The sequence below is a fragment of the Glutamicibacter nicotianae genome, from assembly GCF_016907615.1.
GTDB lineage: Bacteria > Actinomycetota > Actinomycetes > Actinomycetales > Micrococcaceae > Glutamicibacter > Glutamicibacter nicotianae.
The window spans coordinates 2355907-2374488 of sequence record NZ_JAFBCH010000001.1; the positions used below are offsets into that span (position 1 = coordinate 2355907).

General features: G+C 60.5%; 11 protein-coding genes. 4 read left to right on the forward strand and 7 right to left on the reverse strand.

What is annotated here, in order from left to right; genetic code table 11:
- Window positions 1-14: 14 nt before the first annotated feature.
- A complete protein-coding gene (locus tag JOE62_RS11285) occupies window positions 15-2675 on the reverse strand; it encodes a bifunctional acetate--CoA ligase family protein/GNAT family N-acetyltransferase (RefSeq protein ID WP_204722421.1) in 2661 nt (886 codons plus the stop codon).
- 98 nt (window positions 2676-2773) lie between these two features.
- Between JOE62_RS11285 and JOE62_RS11290 the strand changes: the two genes are divergently transcribed.
- Window positions 2774-5407, forward strand: a complete 2634-nt coding sequence (locus JOE62_RS11290) for a DNA gyrase/topoisomerase IV subunit A (protein ID WP_204722422.1) — start codon at window positions 2774-2776, stop codon at window positions 5405-5407.
- 86 nt (window positions 5408-5493) lie between these two features.
- Here JOE62_RS11290 and cydC read toward each other — a convergent pair whose 3' ends face one another.
- The 3 genes from cydC to JOE62_RS11305 are packed head-to-tail and all read right to left on the reverse strand — an operon-like array spanning window position 5494 to window position 11498.
- Window positions 5494-8823 (reverse strand): thiol reductant ABC exporter subunit CydC, encoded by a 3330-nt coding sequence (gene cydC, locus JOE62_RS11295; RefSeq protein ID WP_204722423.1) that lies wholly within the window; start codon window positions 8821-8823, stop codon window positions 5494-5496.
- 26 nt (window positions 8824-8849) lie between these two features.
- Window positions 8850-9875: a cytochrome d ubiquinol oxidase subunit II gene (gene cydB, locus JOE62_RS11300; protein WP_204722424.1), complete on the reverse strand. Its 1026-nt coding sequence runs from the start codon at window positions 9873-9875 to the stop codon at window positions 8850-8852.
- A gap of 24 nt (window positions 9876-9899) precedes the next feature.
- Window positions 9900-11498 carry a cytochrome ubiquinol oxidase subunit I gene (locus JOE62_RS11305; RefSeq protein ID WP_204722425.1) on the reverse strand — a complete coding sequence of 533 codons (1599 nt, stop codon included), beginning with the start codon at window positions 11496-11498 and terminating at the stop codon, window positions 9900-9902.
- Window positions 11499-11897: 399 nt separating this feature from the next.
- Between JOE62_RS11305 and JOE62_RS11310 the strand changes: the two genes are divergently transcribed.
- Both JOE62_RS11310 and JOE62_RS11315 read left to right on the forward strand, forming a co-directional pair.
- Window positions 11898-12269, forward strand: a complete 372-nt coding sequence (locus tag JOE62_RS11310; protein WP_204723286.1) for a BlaI/MecI/CopY family transcriptional regulator — start codon at window positions 11898-11900, stop codon at window positions 12267-12269.
- A gap of 23 nt (window positions 12270-12292) precedes the next feature.
- Window positions 12293-13255: a M56 family metallopeptidase gene (locus tag JOE62_RS11315; protein WP_204722426.1), complete on the forward strand. Its 963-nt coding sequence runs from the start codon at window positions 12293-12295 to the stop codon at window positions 13253-13255.
- Window positions 13256-13327: 72 nt separating this feature from the next.
- Here JOE62_RS11315 and JOE62_RS11320 read toward each other — a convergent pair whose 3' ends face one another.
- Entirely contained in the window at window positions 13328-15436 is a 2109-nt protein-coding gene (locus JOE62_RS11320; RefSeq protein ID WP_204722427.1) for a DNA gyrase subunit B, read from the reverse strand.
- Between the two features lie 221 nt (window positions 15437-15657).
- On the opposite strand from JOE62_RS11320, the gene JOE62_RS11325 reads away from it, so the two are divergent.
- A complete protein-coding gene (locus tag JOE62_RS11325; protein WP_038991880.1) occupies window positions 15658-15882 on the forward strand; it encodes a DUF7455 domain-containing protein in 225 nt (74 codons plus the stop codon).
- A gap of 124 nt (window positions 15883-16006) precedes the next feature.
- Here the strand turns inward: JOE62_RS11325 and JOE62_RS11330 are convergent, their stop codons facing one another.
- Complete coding sequence (locus JOE62_RS11330; protein ID WP_204722428.1) at window positions 16007-17218, reverse strand: RNA polymerase sigma factor; 1212 nt, start codon at window positions 17216-17218, stop codon at window positions 16007-16009.
- A gap of 254 nt (window positions 17219-17472) precedes the next feature.
- The gene (locus JOE62_RS11335) at window positions 17473-18576 is read right to left on the reverse strand and encodes a DUF4192 family protein (protein WP_204722429.1); all 1104 of its coding nucleotides are present in this window, start codon (window positions 18574-18576) and stop codon (window positions 17473-17475) included.
- Window positions 18577-18582: the final 6 nt, after the last annotated feature.

The window sequence follows — 18582 nt, forward strand, 5'->3', positions numbered from 1 at the left end:
TTCCGCGTTTGCACTCAGCTGCGCAGGGCACGGCGGACGCTATCCGTGCGCTGCTCTGCGTTGCTGATCTGGATGCTCACTGCCAGCACGCTCAGCGAATCGGTGGCCACGGTGATCGGAGCGAATTTGGCAACGGTCACTTCAGGATGGTTGTCCTTGAAGAGCGAGACACGGGTGATGAAGTCCTTCAAGGCCTCCAGATCCACGGCCGGCAGTCCCTGGTAGCCGAAAAGGCGCACGCTGCTGCGCGGACGGCGGATGAGCTGTTCCAGATCATGGGTGGAGAACGGCGCCACGCCGTGGGCCCAGTCATCGAGCAGGTTGACCGGATCGCCGCTGAGCCCGAAGGAAATGACCGGCCCCAGCAACGGGTCCTCCATGGCCTTGACAACGCAAGCCTGCCCGGCTGGCGCCATGCTCTGCACATCCAGGGAGTCCACGCCGTATGCGGCCATCAGCGACTTCATATGGGCGAAGTTCGCCTCCAGGCTCTGCTTGTCCGGGATGCTCAAGCGCACGCCGCCCAGGTCCAGGCGTTGCCGCAGATCGGGGTCGTTGGCTTTCAAGGCGACCGGCCAGCCGAGCTGCTCGGCCGCCGCGACGGCTTCTTCGGCTGTGTGCACCACCCGGTGGGAAAGGAACTTGATGCCGTAGAAGTCCAGAAGCTTCCGCACCTGCTCGTCGTTCAATTCCAGCAAGTTGGTCCCTGAAATGGTCTTCACCAACTCATCTAAGTACTCTGCCGCGCCTTCGACATCGATGCCATCCGGGTCGCTCATCGGCTCGTAGGGAACGTCCACCCACTGCTGGTAGCCATAGGCCTTGGCCAGGGCACCGATGACCGTGGTGGGAGATGTATACACCGGAATTCCTTGTTTCAGGCCTCCGGTAATCTTCGTATCCGCCAGCCCCGGAACCAGGGCCACCACCGGTTTCGGCTGCCCGATGAACTCCTTGGCTACCTTGAGGACCGCTCGGGTATCCAGCTCCGAGTAGGGCAGGTGCGCCAACATGATGGCGTGGACTTGCGGGTCATCCACCAGTTCCTGGATCCGGGCGCGCAGCACCGGAATGGCCTTGGACTGGCCGATGCTGTAATCCAGCTCGTCGCCCCGCACAGTGGTGTTCAGGTTCCGGTCTTCAGCGACATCGCACACTACCTCGGCGATGGTCAATGAATTGGACAGGATCGCGACGTTCGGGCCCTTGGGTTGCGGGAAGACTGAAAGCAGGGAGGTGACATCCAGGAGCTCTTCGGCGGAGCGCACGCGGATCACGCCGGACTGGCGAAGAATTGCATTCATTGCTCCTGGCGCTGCCTGCCCTACGCGCACCGAATGGCCCGGTGGAAGGCGGCGGCCCATCACATCGGACTTGGCCACGATTACCGGTTTTCTGCGGGCCAGGCGCCGCGCAATGCGTGCGAATTTGCGCGGGTTGCCGAAGGATTCCAGGTACAGCGCGACGACATGGGTCCTGGGGTCGTCTTCGAAGAATTGCATGGCGTCGTTGCCGGAAACATCAGCGCGAAGGCCTGCAGAAATGGCGCTGCTGGGGCCTACACCCTGCTGCAGGGCGACGCCCTGGATGATCGTGCCCATGGCTGCCGATTGGGTGAAGAATCCTACGTTTCCTGCGGCCGGGACATGCTGGCTCCCGGTGGCGTACAGCTTCACCTGGGGGTCGGTGTTCATCAGGCCGGCCGATCCCGGACCGACCACGCGCATGCCGTTGGCACGAGCCAGCGCCACAAGTTCGCGTTGTGCGCCCAGCCCTTCGAGGGTTTCGTATCCAGTGGTCATGATGACCAGGGACTTCACCCCGTGGGCGGCGCAATCGGCAATGGCGCCCTTGACCCCCGAACGCGGAATGCACAGGATGGCGACATCAATTGGTCCTGGGATTTCGGTGACCTTTCCGTAGGCCACCATGCCGCCGACTTCCAAGGCCGCATCGTTCACCGCATAGACCGCACCGGTGTACCCGGATTCGATAATTTGCTCCAGCACGTCGTGCCCGAGCTTGCCCCAGGTGCGGCTGGCACCGATCACGGCCACCGACTTGGGCGCCAGGAGCGCTGCCACGCTGCTCGCTTCCGCGCGGTGCTCTCGCGCTTCGGTCACTTCGCGGGACTTCTCGGTGGGGCTGATGGAAAATTCGAGCATGACCACGCCATCCTCGAAGTGGCGGGCGACGGCGTAGCCAGCATCGGAGAAGACGGTGAGCATCTTGCGATTCTCCGGAAGTACCTCGGCGGAGAACTTCTCAATGTCGTTTTCACGTGCCGCCGCGGCCAGGTGCTCCAAGAGGATCGAGCCGATGCCGGTTCCCTGGTACTCGTCCGAGACGTTGAAGGCCACTTCGGCTTCCCGCGGATCATCCAAGCGGTCGTAGCGGCCGACGCCGATGATCTTCGCGCCCCGAACCACGGTAAAGGCGACGCGATTCACATGGTCCACATTGGTGAATCGTTCCAGCTCTTTGGGGGTCAGCGACGACTTGTACGTAAAATAGCGCAGGTAGACTGACGTCTCGGACTGCTGCTTGTGCATGTCCTGTAGCGCTTGGGAATCCTGCGGAGTGATTGGCCGCAGGTGTGCTGTTGTCCCATCGCGAAGCACAACATCTGCTTCCCAATGCGCCGGATATGCCGCCGAAAGTTTACGATCCACCATAGGCTTAGGATAGTCGGCAGTTCGGCGTTGCGCCCAGATGCAACACGAAGATTCGGCAGTTCCGGCCCTAGGACAGTAGATGAAGGACGAACAGAGTAATGGCTCGTAAGAAGTCTGAAGAGATTCCAGCGGATTTCGTTGAAAATATCGTCGATATAGACGTCACCAGTGAAATGGAATCATCCTTCTTGGAGTACGCCTACTCTGTCATCTACTCCCGTGCGCTTCCCGATGCCCGCGACGGCTTGAAGCCGGTTCAGCGACGCATCCTGTTCCAGATGGCCCAGATGGGCTTGCGCCCCGAGAAGGGCCACGTCAAGTCGGCCCGCGTGGTGGGCGAGGTCATGGGCAAGCTGCACCCGCACGGCGACACCGCGATCTATGACGCCATGGTCCGTTTGGCCCAGGATTTCTCGCTGCGCCTTCCGCTGATCGACGGCCACGGCAACTTCGGCTCGCTCGATGATGGACCGGCGGCTCCGCGCTACACGGAAGCGCGCCTGGCAGCTTCTGCCGTTGCCATGACCGCGAATCTGGATGAAGACGTCGTGAACTTCGTCCCGAACTACGACAACCAGTTCATGCAGCCAGAAGTGCTGCCCTCTGCGTTCCCGAACCTGCTGGTCAATGGCACCACCGGCATTGCCGTGGGCATGGCCACCAATATGGCTCCGCACAATTTGAGTGAAGTTGTCGCTGCCGCGCAGCACCTGCTCAAGGAACCCGACGCGACCGTTGATGAGCTCATGAAGTTCATTCCGGGCCCGGATTTGCCTTCGGGCGGCAGCATTATCGGATTGGACGGCATCAAGGATGCCTACCGCACCGGCCGCGGCTTGTTCCGCACCCGGGCTACGGTGATCATGGAGAAGATTTCGGCGCGCAAGTCGGGCCTCGTGGTCACCGAGCTGCCCTACGGCGTGGGCCCTGAAAAGGTCATCGAAAAAATTAAGGATGGCGTCAACAGCAAGAAGATCTCCGGCATTTCAGATGTCGTGGACCTGACCGACCGGCATCACGGCCTGAAGCTGGTTATCGAGCTGAAGAACGGTTTCAACCCGAACGCCGTGCTTGCCAGCCTGTACAAGTACACCCCGATGGAAGATTCCTTCGGCATCAACAACGTTGCCCTGGTCGACGGCCAGCCACGGACCATGGGGCTGCGTGAGCTGCTGACCGTGTATGTGGACCATCGGATGGATGTTGTTCGCCGCCGTACCGTGCACCGTCTGGCCAAGCGTGAAGACCGCCTGCACCTGGTTGAGGGCCTGCTCATTGCCATCGTTGATATTGACGATGTCATTGCCATCATCCGTTCCTCCGAGCAGACCGCTGAAGCTCGCGAACGGCTGATGACGGTCTTCGACCTGAGCGAACCGCAGGCCAGCCACATCCTGGAACTGCGGCTGCGCCAATTGACCAAGTACTCCAAGCTGGAGCTTGAAACCGAGGCCGAGCAGCTGCGCAAGGAAATCGAAGAACTGCGCGCCATCTTGGAATCCGATGAGCTGCTGCGCACCGTGGTTTCCGATGAACTCGGTGAAATGGCCGAGACCTTCGGCACCCCGCGCCGGACCAAGCTGCTGAAGTCTGCCCAGCTGGCTGCGCTGAAGGGCACCTCGCTGCCCGAAGAAGTCGGGACCGGCAAGAAGGCCAAGCTGGCGATGGAAGTATCCGATACCCCGTGCTGGGTTCTGCTCTCGGCCACCGGGCAGATCGCCCGGACCCCTGATCGCCAGGTCGTGGATTACTCCGCGGCTCGCATCAAGCATGATGTGCTCACCTCGCAGGTCGCCTCCAGCGCCCGCGGAGAAATCGGCGCCCTGACATCTGCTGGCCGCATTATCCGCATCTCGCTGATCGACGTTCCGGTGCTACCGGAGTCCCATGGCTTCCCGCAGCTGGCCCATGGCGTGCCGATTTCCGAATTCCTCAAGCTGGGCAAGGGCGAAAGCGCCGTGGCGCTGATTCCGCTGAACCGGGTTATTGCCATTGGCACGCAGAACGGCGTGGTCAAGCGCGTCACCCCTGACTACCCGCTGAACCGCGACGAGTTCGAGGCAATTACGCTCAAGGACAAGGACGTGGTGATTGCCGCGGCACCGGCCGATGACGCCGACGAGCTGGTGTTCATGACCAAGAACGCGCAGCTGCTGCGCTTCAGCGCTTCGGCCGTGCGCGCCCAGGGCCGCACCGGCCAAGGCATGGCGGGCATCAAGCTCGCTGCCGACGATGAGGTGATCTTCTTCGGAGTGGTCCCTGCCGGTGCCAGCGACGCCGTAGTGGCCACCATCGCTGCCGGTTCGCAAACCCTTCCTGGGACGTCGGGCCAGTCGGTGAAGCTCACCGAGTTCTCCGAGTTCCCGGCCAAGGGCCGTGCCACCGCGGGCGTGCGCGCGCACCGTTTCGTCAAGGGCGAGGACCACCTGCAGCTGGCTTTTGCCGGCCAGGGCCCGGCGCGCGCCAGCTCCTCGGCGGGTGTGGTGCGTGCCTTGCCGACCGAATACGGCAAGCGCGATGGTTCGGGGGCGCCATTGGCCCAATCAGTGAACATCATTGGCGGAGCCATCAGCGGCGGAGACGAAGCTCCGGCGGCACCTGCTGCCCAGGAGCCCATGCCAGCCACGGCCCAGGAAGCGTTGATCCCCATGCCAGCCAAGGCCAAGCCAGCGCCCGCCATCACCCCGGGAGAAGATGCGCTGCCTTTCGATGACGGCGGAATAATCCTCTGAACCGAAATGCGCTGAGCCGACAGCGACAGGATTGAACGCGGCGCCGTCTCCACCGTGCATGCCAAGATGGAAACGGCGCCGCCGGTCTATGCGTAGACGGCGGGCTTCTGGTTGCCCAGTTCAATGCGGTGGGTGCACTGCGCAGCGAGCTGCTGGTCATGGGTGATCAGGACGACGGTGCGCCCGGCAAGTGCCTGATGCAAGGTCGAGAGCAGCTCTTGGGCCTCATCGACGCCGAGATGTGCTGTCGGCTCATCGAGCAGGATGACCTGGTGGCCGCCTGCCAAGGCGCGTGCTACGGCGAGCTTGCAGCGCTGCCCGCCAGACAGCTGGTGCCCGCCGGAACCAATGCGCGATTCGAGTCCTTCGGGCTGGGTTGCCAGCCAGTCCGCGAGCCCTACCTGCGCCAAGACCGCTTCCAGCTGCGCATCGCTGCGCTGCTGGTCGCCATCGACTCCCAGCATCAGGTTCCGGCGAATCGACGAGTCAAAGAGGTGCGCTTCTTGCGGGCACCACGCCACCGACGACAAATCTGCCTGCTGCAGATCCAGCAGGTTGCCGTAGGCATCGATTCCCTTCAGCGCTCCCGAGCGCGCGGGCAACGCGCCGAGCAAGGCGGTGAGCAATGTGGATTTCCCTGAGCCCGAAGGCCCGGTAATGGCCGTCCACCGTCCCGCGGGAATGCGCACGCTCAGATTCTCCACGACCGATGGGCCATCGTCGTAACCGAGGCTGAGTGCTTGCGCTTCGTAGCCGGCAATCTTGCTCGGTCCCGCTGTGCGATTGTCCTGCGTTGCTGGTGCCGGGCCGCTGTGCATGCCGCGTTCGGCCAGCTTCGATGACAGTTCTCTCAGTGCCCGTCCCTGCTGCACCGCGAGCAAGGCATTTCCAGCGCTCTCCCCCAGCGCCAGGCTCAAGAGCACGGCGAGCGCTGTTTGGGATGCGCTGCTGTGCGACAACGCGGTGATGGCGATGGCAAGCAGCACGCTGGTCAGCGTGGCCAAGGCAGTGGCGCTACCTTGTCCTAACGCATGCCGGCGAGCTTGTTGCGTATTGCGGGTTTCGTCTTCTTGGAATCGGCCCAGGATTCGTTCCAGCGCCTGGTTGCTGCGCAGCGCGGTCTTGTGCCGCAAGATTCCCAGCACGCTCTGGTTCATCTGCATCCGGTGGCGCAGCTGGAGTACGAAGTGCTCGCCTTCGATGCGCTGGACAAGCCAACGAACCGGGAAGACCAGCACCCCGAACGCGCCAAAGGCAAGATAGCCGAACTCCGGCTGGATAATGTACAGGGCCGCAGCAGCCGCCATCCACAGTGCGATGGCCTGCAGTGGCGGGAACAGCACGCGGGCCAACAGGTCGCGCAGTTCATCCATCTCAGCCAGCAGGAATCGCAGGATGACCGAGGAACGGCTGAGCAGGCCCCATCGTGCCGGGTTGGCCACCATGGCGTTCCACATCTTCTCGCGCAGATCAGCAGCGTAGGCCAGGACCGCGTCGTGGATTGCCAGTTGTTCCAGGTAGCGGAAGACCGCTCGCCCGATGCCGAGGGTGCGGACCATGACGAAAGCTACGGTCAGGTGGAGAATGGCCGGCTGATAGCTGGATTCAACGATCAGCCATCCGCTCAGCGCCGCGAGCGCCACGGCGCACAGCACGCTCGCGGTCCCCCAAAGCACCGCTTTCGGGGCGGCCTTGTAGCCCATGAGCAAATCGCGCATCGGATTGAACCGGAGGTTACCCGGCCCTGGGGCAGTTGCCTCCGGCTGGGTCTGCGCGGCATCCGGCTGCTGGTGGCCCATGGTCTGCCCGTGCGCCGCAGCATCAGCAGCTTCGGCGGCTTGTCCCGGATTCTGGCTCTGGCCAAAGGCTGGGTCGTGGCTGGCGAGCAGCATGGCGCAGCGGGCAGGCAATTCGCCAAGCAGTTCGCGCACTGCCCGGGCGTTGACCTCGTCAAGGTGCGCGGTGGGCTCGTCGGCCAGCAGCACGGTGCAGTCATCGTCGCTATGGATCCGCAGCAGTGCACGCAGGACTTCCAGTCGGCGCAGCTCTCCGGGCGAGTATTCTCCGATTGGGCGGTCGAGCATGGTGTGCAGCGACAGCCGGGTGCTGAGCTCTTCGCGCAATTCTGCAGGTGCTGCCGGGGCATCCTGGTCAAGTTGTTCGCTGCCGGTCATTGCGTTGAATGCAGGATGCTGGCTGATCATGCCCAGCTGGCCGGCAACGAAGATCCGTCCGCTAGCCAGAGCCGGGTCGAAGGTGTTGTCGCTGCTGTGCGCCTCGGCGATCAGCTTGAGCAGCGTGCTCTTGCCCGTGCCGCTTGCCGTGGACAGCACGAGCCGTTCGCCGGCACGCAATTGGATATCCACGGCGTGGTGGATTGGATGCTCGCCATCGTAGCTGAACTGCAGATCCGAGACTTCCAGGAGGTTCTGCGGATTATTTGCGGTGCCAGCCCGCAGCTGATGGGCCGGGATGGGTGCGGTGAGGGCCGTGTACTTCTGGTAGGCGGCCAGCCCGTCATCGGCCGCATGGTAGGCGGAGCCCACTTCGCGCAGTGCGGAGAACAGCTCTGGCGCCAGGATCAGGATGATAAGCCCGGAGGCGAGATCCATATTTCCGCCGACCAGCCTCACGCCGATCATTACCGCGAGGACCGCCACCGAGAGGGTCGAGATCAGTTCCAGCCAGAAGCTGGACATGAAGACGGTCTTCAGGTTGGCCATGGTGGCCGCCCGGTACTTATTGCTCACTGCCGCGATGGCGTTGCCATGGGCGCGAGCCCGGCCAAGTCCCAGCAGCGCCGGCAGGCCCTGGGCCAGTTCGTAGAGCTGATGGGCAAGCCGGTCGAGGGTGGCTTGGGATTCATTGAGGGTGTCCTGGGTGTGCAGGCCGATCAGCGCCATGAACACCGGAACCAGCGGGATGGTCAGGACCAGCACCACCGCGCTGATCCAGTCCAGCTGGAGGATGAAGATGCCAAGCAGCAGCGGTACGGCCACAGCGCCAATGAACGCAGGGATGAATTTGGTGAAATAGTCATCGAGCTTCTCAAGGCCATGGCTGGCCAGGGTGGCGGTGACCGGTATCGACTGCTGTTCCGCTGCGGGGGCGATAGCCGGCTGCGCCGCTTGCCTGCGGACCAGGTTCAACCGCAAGCGTTCCTTTGCACCCAGGCCCATGCGCCGGGCTCCTGCATTCAAGCCCCACGCGCTGAGTGCTCGAAGCGCGGCCCCGGCTAATGCCAGGACCAGCAACTGCGGTTCATTGGCGCCCCCCGCGGCCATGGTGGCGATCCATTGGCCCAGGGCGTAGGCGACGAGGACCAGCCCCGCGACCTTGAGCGCTGAGAACAGCGCCAAGACCAGGAATTGTCGTGGCGTGATCAGTTCACGCGGCAGGAATCGCGGGGATGGCATTGCTACTCTTTCCGTCAAAAACGCAGTTACTTGATGATCGAGGCGACACGATGGGTGTCGGGAATATGCTCTTCGCGCAAGCGCTTGCGGAATACCCAGTAGCTCCACGCCTGGTAGGCCAGGACCATCGGCACGCCAAAGGCAGCGACGATGCTCATGAGCTTCAAGGTGTAGGCCGTGCTTGACGCGTTGGCCACGGTGAGATCGAAGGCCGGGTCAATGGTCGACGGCAGCACCACCGGGTAAGCGGCGGTGAAGATCGCGGCGACTCCGGCCAATAGCGTGACTCCCAGTGCGATGAAGGAAACTCCTTCGCGTCCAGCGCGTCCGCTGATCATCGATACAGCCAGAGCGATGACCGCCAGGCCCATCACTGCCCATGCGATGCCGGAGTCGTTACCCAGCAGCACCAGCAGTGCCCACGCGACCAAGGGCAGGATTGCTACTGGCAGCCAGCGGCCTACGAGCTTGCCTGCTTCGCGGCGGACCGCACCGTCGGTTTTCAACCGCAGGAAAGCCAATGCATGGATCCAGCAGAACGCCACCACCGCTACGCCACCGAGAATGGCATGCCAATTCAGCCAGGCGAAGGCTCCGCCGATCCGGTCCCCGTTCTCATTCAAGGGCAGCCCCAAGGTGGTCAACGCCAGCATGGCTCCGACGCCGAAGGCAGCGACCAACGATCCGAGGCCCAAGGCCAGATCCCATGCTTTCCGGGTTGCAGCGGTGATCGCCTTGCCCCGGTATTCGATGGCCACAGCACGGAAGATCAATGCCACCAGGACAATGGTCAACGGAATGTAGAGTGCCGAGAACAGCGAGGCGTACCAGTGTGGGAAGGCGGCGAAGGTCGCGCCACCGGCGGTCAGCAGCCACACTTCGTTGCCGTCCCAGACCGGGCCAATGGTATTCAGCAAGAGACGCTTGCGTTTCTCAGTGGAACGTCCAAGCCCGATGAGCATGCCGACCCCGAGGTCGAAGCCTTCAAGGAAGAGATAGCCGCACCAGAGCAGCGCTATCACAACGAACCAAAGTGTTGGAAGCCAATCCATTGAAATTCTCCTTCGTCCGTTCCGCTAGTAGGCGAATGCCAGTACGTCGTCATCATCGTTGTCAGGCCCGTTAGGCCCTCCGGATGACGAATGATCTGCCGCTTCGAGCTCCGGCATTGCCGATGCCACGCCGCCTCGGACGTAGCGAGTGAGCAGGACCAGTTCCACAACCAGCAGCACGCCATAGATTGCAGTGAGCGAGATCAGCGAGAACAGCATTTCTCCTGCACTGACGGTCGGAGAGACCGAGGCCGCGGTATACATGAACACCTGGTCCACCCCGCCCATCTGCGGGTTAGGCGCAACGGTGAACGGCTGCCTGCCCATTTCGGTGAAAATCCATCCGGTGGCGTTGGCGCCGAAGGGTGCGGCGATGCCCAATACCGCCAGTCTCGACAGCCATTTGCTTTCCGGGACGGTGCCCTTGCGGGTGATCCACAGCGCGACGCCGGCTGCCAGTGCCGAGAGTCCGCCCAGAGTGATCATCAAGCGGAAGCCCCAGTAGGTCACTTCCATCACGGGCAGGTAGTTGATTTCCTGGCCCGCGTACTGCCCGAAGGACTCATCGCTTGGATAGTACTTGCCGTATTTTTCCTGGTATTCCGGAATCAGGGTATTCACACCCTTGATTTCGGTGGTGAAATCTCCGTTGGCCAGGAACGAGAGAATGCCCGGAATTTCGAAGACAGCTACGACGTTGTCGCAGTTGGTTGCGCCTTGGGCGGTGATATCGCCCAACGACAGCACGGAGAAGCCGGTTCCATCATGGCAAGCTGCCTCTGCCGCTGCCATTTTCATCGGCTGCTGTTCGAACATCAGCTTTGCTTGCTCGTGCCCGCTCAGAGCAACACCGAGAAAGGCGACCATGGCTACTGAAGCACCGATACGCAGTGACTTGATCCAGACCTGGTAGTCGGTCTTGTCGCGGTTCTTGCCGCGGTTTGGGTCTTCACCCACGACTACATGTCCGTTGGCATCCACGGTGTCGACGCCTTCCTTGCGGCGACGGTAGAGGTGGAACCAGGAGATGCCCAGCAGGAAGCCGCCGGCAACGGCGAAGGCGCCGAAGATGGTGTGCGGAAAGGTGACGAGCGCAGTGTTGTTGGTGAATACCGCCCATGCGTCGGTCATCACGGCACGGCCGTCAACTAATTTCGTTCCGACCGGGTGCTGCATCCACGAGTTCGCAACGAGGATGAAATAGGCCGAAAGGATCGTGGCCAAGGAAGCGCACCAGATCGTTGCCAGGTGGACACGCTTGGGTAGCTTCTTCCAGCCGAAGATCCAGAGCCCCAGGAAGGTGGATTCCACGAAGAAAGCCAGCAGGGCTTCCATGGCCAACGGCGCACCGAAAACGTCGCCAACATAGCGGCTGTATTCGCTCCAGGCCATGCCGAATTGGAACTCTTGGACGATGCCCGTGGCAACGCCCATGATGAAGTTGATGAGGAAAAGCTTTCCCCAGAATTTTGTCATTCGCAGCCAGTGTTCGTTGCCGGTGCGATGCCACATGGTTTGCAATGTGGCCACGGTCAAGCCCAGTCCAATGGTCAGTGGCACCATCAAGAAGTGGTAGACCGTCGTAATGCCGAATTGCCAGCGGGCAATCTCTAGAGCATCCATGGATTCCTCAACTATCGTGGGATGGAATTTAAACCGCTTTTCTACGTTTCGTAGAAAAGACCTCCAAGGCCAGAATAGACGATTTCGACACATTGTAGAAATCGAGGGGATTAGCAGGTTTTGCCGACTGCAAATTTCAACACCGCGGGCGCGAGCGCAAATATTAAGCCTATTGACAGGGTTGTGTCTACGGCTCTTAAAAAACCCAAGTCAACAAGGTTCACCCGGGACATTCCCATAACGCGCAGCGAAACTGCTAAAGCCTGTACTCAACTATCTCTTTTACGCTCCGTAGAAATATAGTGGAAAGATGGCTACAATTAAGAGCCCAAGCAGTCTGCATGCTCTCGCTGAGTGCAAGCAACCGCGTTAGAACTAATGCAAGTGAGGTACGACCTAGTGGCCAGCCTTGGCGATCTAGAACGCTCCGTCATGGATCTTCTGTGGGATTCCGCAGAACCACTCACCGCGAATGACCTTCGTGATGATTTGGCGGCGCTTGGCACCGACGCGAAAGAACTCGCAGTAACGACGGTGCTGACAGTGCTAGCACGTCTCGAGAAGAAGGGTTTGGTGGAGCGTGAGCGCACTACCCGTCCGCATCGATACGCAGCTTCATCCTCCCGTGAGGATCACACCGTTGGACTACTCAACGACGCCCTGGGCACAGCCCAGGACCGTGAAGTAGTCTTGGCACGATTCATTGGAGGCATCTCCCCCAACGAAGCAGCTTCCCTGCGTGCTATCTTGGACTCAGTAAAGTCCGCATAATTTAGATGAACTTCGGGGACTGAGTGCTTCTCACCTCATATTTCCTAGCGGCGTTGGCTATCGCTTTGGCGTGGCCGACGCCGTTGGCTTTATCCAAGGCGAAATGGACCGCGCGCTCACCGGTGCAAGCGGTACTCCTGTGGCAAGCCATCGCTCTAGGCGGTGGCCTTTCCATGATCGGCTCAATGCTTGTCTGGGGCTTGGACCCACTAGGCGATGATCTGATCTCCGCACTGCATGGTGGATGGCTCCTATTGACAGGAGACACGAGTGTGCCCTACCCCGGCATAGTACACCTCTTCGCCTTGAGCACAGCGCTGCTCTTCGGTTTCCACCTGGTATTGACCCTCATGCGTGCTGCTTGGCGTACCTCTCGCCAACGAGCCAAGCACCGGCAGCTGCTTCGCTTGTTGAGCAACCCCTCGCAGACGCGCGCGAACACCTTGGTGATCGATCATGATATGCCTGTGGCATACTGCGTGCCCGGCATCTCGCAGTCGGTGACAGTACTGTCACGGGGGTTGCTGACCCAGCTTTCGGCTCAAGAGCAGCAGGCGGTCATAGCCCATGAACGCTCCCATTTGGATCAACGGCATGATTTGCTAATCCTGGCCTTCACTGCCTGGCACGAAGCGTTGCCCTGGTTGCCGACCTCACGGCTTGGACTCGATGCAGTGCGCCAACTGATCGAAATGCTGGCCGACGACAAAGCGCTGGAAAAGGCCAATCGGCAGACGCTGCTCAAAGCCATCGTCACTGTGGCCACCGCAGCGACCATGGATGACCGCTCGTCAACGCCTCATGCCTCTAGCGCCGGTCTGGTTGGCATGCCCGATGGCGAAGTATCATCCCGCAGGCTCAAGCGCTTGCTCTCCCCGCAAGATCCGCTGAGCCGCCCGCAACGGGCACTGGTGCTGCTGAGCACCATCATGCTGATGGTCTGCCCGACAGTTCTGCTCATAGCGCCACGGCTGCTGGACTGGTAGCACCCGCTCGATCCCATGCAACGACGTCCTTGAACCCCAGTGGAGCTCAAGGACGTCGTTGCATCTGCGGTTCTAAACGTCGATGCGTTCCCGTTCAAGATCGTCGGCGCCGTCGATGATGAACTTCTTGCGCGGTGCCACATCCGAGCCCATCAACAGGTCGAAGACTTCTTCGGCTGCCTGCGCATGCTCGATGCCAACACGGCGCAGCATGCGATGGCGTGGATCCATGGTGGTTTCAGCCAGCTGGTCTGCATCCATCTCGCCCAGGCCCTTATAGCGCTGGATCGGCTCCTTGTAGCGTCGACCTTCCTTCTCCAAGCTGGCCAGCAGCTTGGTCATTTCCGTCTCTGAGTAGGTGTAGATGACTTCGTTCTGCTTGGCGCCCGGATTAATTACCTCAATGCGGTGCAACGGCGGGACCGCCGCATAGACGCGACCGTGCTCAATCATCGGACGCATATAGCGATAGAACAGCGTCAGCAGCAGGGTGCGAATGTGCGCACCGTCAACGTCAGCATCGGTCATCAGGATAATCTTGCCGTATCGCGCTTGCTCGATGTCGAAGCTGCGGCCCGAACCAGCACCTATCACCTGGATCATCGCTGCGCACTCAGCATTGGAGAGCATGTCCGAGATCGACGCCTTTTGCACATTCAGGATCTTGCCACGAATCGGCAACAACGCCTGGTACTCGCTGGAGCGTGCAAGTCGGGCGGTGCCCAATGCGCTGTCGCCCTCGACGATGAACAGTTCGGATTTGCCGACTTCCTTGCTCCGGCAATCAAGCAGTTTGGTTGGCAGCGACGAGGATTCCAAAGCCGTCTTGCGACGCTGGGCTTCCTTATGCATGCGTGCCGACACACGAGACTTCATCTCGTTGACGACCTTCTCCATCAGCGTGGAGGCTTCAGCCTTTTCGTTGCGCTTGCTGGAGCCCAGACGATCATTGAGCGCCTTTTCCAGCACCTTGGAAACAATCTGGCGCACTTGTGGGGTACCCAAAATTTCCTTGGTCTGGCCCTCGAACTGGGGCTCGGCCAATCGGACGGTCAGCACGGCGGTCAGGCCGGCCAGAACGTCGTCCTTTTCCAGCTTGTCCTTCTGGCCGAACTTGAGCTTGCGCGCGTTGGCCTCGATATTCTTGCGGAAGGACTTGAGCAGGGCCTGCTCGAAGCCTGCGGTATGCGTACCGCCCTTGGGTGTCGCAATAATATTGACGAAGCTGCGCAGGGTGGTTTCGTAGCCGATCCCCCAGCGGACCGCCACGTCCACTTCGCAGACACGCTGCACATCTTCAATATGGCTGCGGCCGTTGCTGTCGATGACCGGAACCTTTTCATGGAAGGAACCGCTGCCGTGGAAGCGCCAGATGTCGGTAACCGGTGAATCGCTGCTCAGGTAGTCGACGAATTCGCTAATGCCGCCGTCGTGCTGGAACACTTCCTCATGAGGTCCGTCTGCGCCCGGAGTGTCCGGCAGTCCGCGTTCATCACGCAGGGTGATGCGCAGCCCCGGGACCAGGAAGGAGGTTTGGCGGGCGCGATCCTGCAATTCCTTGTAGGAGAATTTCGCATCCGGGGTGAAGATATGGCTGTCGGCCCAGTAGCGAATGCGCGTTCCGGTTACGCCGCGTTTGGCTTTGCCGATAATTCCCGGAGGCGTTGCGGTCTCATGGGCCTTGAACGCCGCATCGGCTTTCTTGCGTCCCTTATCGGTAAATTTGCCTGGTTCGCCACGACGGAACTGCAAGCCGTAGGTTTTGCCGCCGCGGTCAACTTCCACGTCCAAGCGGGCCGACAGAGCATTTACTACTGAGGCGCCCACGCCGTGCAGGCCGCCGGATGCGCTGTAGGAGCCACCGCCGAACTTGCCACCGGCGTGCAATTTGGTGAAGACGACTTCCAAACCGCTCAGCCCAGTCTTGGGTTCAACATCCACGGGGATGCCACGGCCATCGTCTTGGACTTCGACCGAGCCGTCAGAGTGCAAGATGACATCAATGGCCTGCCCAAACCCGCCTAACGCCTCGTCAACAGAGTTATCGATGATCTCCCAGAGGCAATGCATCAAGCCACGGGAGTCGGTGGAGCCGATGTACATGCCCGGTCGTTTACGAACTGCTTCCAGGCCTTCCAATACGGAAAGGTGCCGGGCACTGTAATTGTCGGATGAAGCCACTGAGCTGTTGTCTCCTAGTTGCATGAGAAAGTACGTCTTGGTTCATATTCTAATCGTTAATGTGTTCGAATACCCGCTATTTTCCGGTGCGGGCGAACACTCGGGGCAGGTATGAGCTTATCCACATGCGCTACGCGGTGAGCGAAAGAACAGCCAATTCGGGATAAAGTCGGGATCCAAGCTGGTTGTATAGAGTAACCATCAACTTTAGGAGGCTGGCAATGACTACTACGACCGCTAGTCGTGAACTTAACGCCCTCGACCGGTGCGACCGTTGCGGCGCACAGGCCTACGTGCGAGCCGTGCTGGCTTCGACCGGCGGTGAGCTGCTTTTCTGCGCTCACCATAGCCGCGATGTCGAGCAAAAACTGCGTCCGCAGACTTCCCTCTGGCAGGATGAGTCCTCGCGGCTCTATGAAAAGCCCAAGGTAGACGCCAACGACTAATCTCGTGGCCAATTGCTGATCAAAGAAGGCGACCCGCTTTGGGTCGCCTTCTTCTTGCATTAATGGCAATAAAAAATGTGGCCAGCAGTTCATTGCATGAACTGCTGGCCACATCCTCAGATTCTTAGTCCAGGTAGTCGCGCAGAACCTGGGAACGCGACGGGTGGCGCAGCTTCGACATCGTCTTGGATTCGATCTGGCGAATGCGTTCGCGGGTCACCCCGTAGACCTTGCCGATTTCGTCCAGCGTCTTAGGCTGGCCATCGGTCAGGCCGAAACGCATTGCCACGACGCCTGCTTCGCGCTCCGAAAGCGTGTCGAGCACCGAATGCAGCTGTTCCTGCAACAGGGTGAAGGACACTGCATCGGCTGGCACAACAGCTTCCGAGTCTTCGATCAGGTCACCGAATTCGGAGTCGCCGTCTTCGCCCAGTGGGGTATGCAGGGAAATCGGCTCACGACCGTATTTCTGAACCTCGACGACCTTCTCAGGTGTCATGTCCAATTCCTTGGCCAACTCTTCTGGGGTCGGTTCGCGACCGAGATCCTGAAGCATCTGGCGCTGGACACGCGCCAGCTTGTTGATGACTTCAACCATGTGCACAGGAATACGAATGGTACGCGCCTGGTCAGCCATGGCACGGGTGATTGCCTGGCGAATCCACCAAGTGGCATAAGTCGAGAACTTGAATCCCTTGGTGTAGTCGAACTTCTCCACCGCACGGATCAGGCCCAGGTTGCCTTCCTGGATCAGGTCCAGGAAGAGCATGCCGCGGCCGGTGTAGCGCTTGGCCAAGGAAACTACCAGGCGAAGGTTTGCTTCCAACAAGTGGTTCTTGGCGATCTTGCCATCATGGATAATCTGCTCGTAGTCCCAGCGCAGACGCTGATCCATCGAACCATCGTCCTTCTCCAGCTTGTCAGCTGCGAACAGGCCAGCTTCAATTCGCAGGGCCAAGTCGACTTCCTGCTCAGCGTTCAGCAGGGCAACCTTGCCGATCTGCTTCAGGTAGTCCTTGACCGGGTCAGCGGTCGCGCCGGCCACCATGACCTGCTGCTGCGGAGCGTCGTCATCACCGGTTGAAAGGGTGAAGCCCTTTGAATCATCGTCGGACTTCGCATCCTTCGAATCGGTGCCTGGCTCAGCATCGTCTTCGGCGTCAGCCAACGCTCCGGTTGATTCGTCTTGCGCTGCGGTTTCGGCAGCGACCTTTTTAGTCCGAGGCTTGGCCTTGGTAGCGCGCTTCTTCGCTGCAGGGGCTGCTGACTCGGCCTCAGCCGCGTCGACCTCGGCCTCAGTTGCTATGCGATTAGCGTTCGTCTCAGAAGATGACACGAATAACCTTTCTAACGATGCGTTCCGGATGCACCTGCCGGTAACACCACTATGACCCTGTCAAGTCCGATAGTGCTCAGTCGCTGACTAAACACCTAGGGCTGGCACATTGGTATCAACGCATCAAGCCCGCCTAATGTTCCCGAAATCCGCAGATCTCAAGACCTAGGCAATTCGAACCTAACCGGGTCTGTTGTCCCATTATCCATGAATTAGCATCAGGACACCACTTGAGACACTCCGGCCGCCGTTGCTCAGCTGAAGTTGGCACGCCAAGCCCGCATTTGATCGGTCGCCCACTCGGGCATGATTCCATGGGACATCAGTTTCTGCAGCAACCGCGCCAACTCGTAGTTCGGGTTTTCTTCTACAGCCCTGCCCAGCAGGCACAAAGACATAGTCCCCCGGCCGCGTGCCCACTCGATCCAGGCAAGAATGCACAGCAGGGCCTGCCGGGCGTTGCCTTCGGCCACGCCGAGCAGGTCTCTGGCTACCGACCACAGCCGGTCAATCCGCTGCCAGTCCGGCGCATGCCAACCACGGCCCAGCAAGTAGTTGGTCAAGGGTGTGGCAGCGGCTTCCCGGTCTCCGCGCATCACGCCAAACAGCACATCCAATGCCGCGTCCAGACCTTGGCCAGCCAAATACGGAAGCAGGTCTCGAACGATTTTCACTTCCAGGGATCCAAGCAGAAGTGCGGTGTGCTCATGCTCGTCGTGGATCCAAGTTCGGGCTTCCGCTTCAGCGAGATCCATCGTCTGCAGCCATGCTTCAAGGCAGTTGATTACGTTGTGCTGCTGGCTTGAGACAATCTTCAGGATTTCGGCGGCCTGCGGCCACTCAGGGATTCCACTGCCGTCCCATGGAACATCCAACGGTGCCGATCCAGCAAAGACCAGCGACAGGTGCGTCTCGTTGGTTTCCAGCGGACGCACCGGGGTCGGCTCTGCGTAGTCGTCGGTCGCGTAGTTCCAGACGAATCGGCCCTGTCGGCACCAGCTGTGGCGCAACAGGACTTTTTTGCCGGTCAGCCCCTGTTCGAGCTGCGCAACCAGATGCGCGTACGGAATACGGCCCTCGGCCAGCGAATCTTCCGGCGCGTAGACCACCAGAACCACGCCTTGGATATGGGGCATGCGATCTAGGAGGCGAAGCACCTGCGCGGTCCACGACTCCCGCTCCGCCGAAGTGTCCGCTTCTGGCAAATCGACACGCAGGGTCGCTTCCAGGTGGTCCTCGTCGATCAGCATCATCACGGCAGAATTTTGTGGATAGAAACCGAGGGCATGAGGCACATAGGCCAGGATATCCTCGCAGCTGGACAGCGAGAGGGGATGGCGTTCTGGAGTAGTTGTCATGGCTCC